Source organism: Streptomyces sp. NPDC006265 (genome assembly GCF_040613555.1).
Taxonomy (GTDB): domain Bacteria; phylum Actinomycetota; class Actinomycetes; order Streptomycetales; family Streptomycetaceae; genus Streptomyces.
Genome location: NZ_JBEXSH010001452.1, coordinates 1 through 1,273, shown reverse-complemented (window position 1 = coordinate 1,273; position 1,273 = coordinate 1). Strand labels below are relative to the sequence as shown.

Genomic DNA, 1,273 nt, shown 5'->3' with positions numbered 1-1,273 from the left:
GCCGCTCCGGCCCCTGCCGGTGCCTCGCCGCGGGCAGCCCGGGCCCCCTCCCGCCGCGTGGCCCGGGCCTCGACGAGCGGCTCACCGTCGCCGCCCCGGGCCTCGCTCGGCCGTCCGAGGGCGGCAGCGCCGAGCCGCTCGGCCCCGATGCGGTCGGGCTCCGTCCGCTGCGCAGCAGTCGCGCCGGCGGCCGAGCGGAGTTCGCTCTTCACGCGTTCGACGGCGCCGGCCTCCAGCGCCCGGCGGATCGCGCTCAGCTCGTGCTCCAGCTCCGCCGGCTCAGGGAAGTTCTCGTCCCGTTCCAGGAGGACACCCGCAGGCGAGACGCGGGAGGCGAGGTCCGCGAGGATGTCGAGGACCGGCCGGGGAACCGGATGGGCGTGGCTGTCGTGCCAGACGCCGTCGCGTTCGAAACCGCCGGCGACATGGACGTAGGCGATGGCCTCCAGCGGGAGCTCCGCGAGGGCCTTGGCCGGGTCTTCTCCGCGGTTGACGTGGTTGGTGTGCAGATTGGCGACGTCGATGAGGAGGCGGACGCCCGTGCGGTCGGCGAGGTCGTAGAGGAACTGGCCCTCCGTCATCTCCTCGCCCGGCCAGCAGATCAGCGCCGCGATGTTCTCGACGGCCAGCGGCACCGGCAGTGCGTCCTGCGCGATGCGGACGTTCTCGCACAGGACGTCCAGGGCGTCCCGGGTTCGCGGGACGGGCAGCAGATGGCCCGCCTCCAGGTACGGGGAGGCGGTCAGCGGCCCGCCCGCCCGTACGAACGCGATGTGCTCGGTGACCAGTGGGGAGCCCAGCGCCTCCGCGCGCTCGGCCAGCGCGGTCAGCCGTCCCGCGTCGGGCCGGTCCGCGCCCCCGAGGCCGAGCGAGACGCCGTGCGGCACCACGGTGATGCCGCGCTCGCGCAATCGCCGCAGCGAGTCGGGCAGGTGCCCGGGGCAGACGTTCTCGGCCACCGCCTCGACCCAGTCGATCCCCGGCATCCGCTCCACGGCGTCCGCGATCTCCGGCCGCCACCCGATGCCCGTCCCCAGTCGCTCCATCGTCCCCTCCTCCACCCGGCCCGTTCCCCGAACGTGAGGGGGGTATGGCCCAGCCGCCGGTCCCCGAACCGCGCCCCGCCCTCCTTCAGAGCAACATTTGAGGTTCGCGGGCCCCGCTCCCCGCCCCCACCGACGGAGGCACGAGGGTCGCGTCCCGCCCCGATACGACGTAGACCGGACCTAGAAGACTCATGAAGATCTTGGTGAGGGGCCATCCGGCCGGAGGC

General features: G+C 74.4%; 1 protein-coding gene. It reads right to left on the bottom strand.

Annotation, left to right across the window (positions count from 1 at the left end):
- Positions 1–1,046, bottom strand: a 1,046-nt coding sequence (locus ABZ281_RS49740; RefSeq protein WP_356665487.1) for a DUF692 domain-containing protein, incomplete at its 3' end; no start/stop codon positions are given.
- Positions 1,047–1,273: the final 227 nt, after the last annotated feature.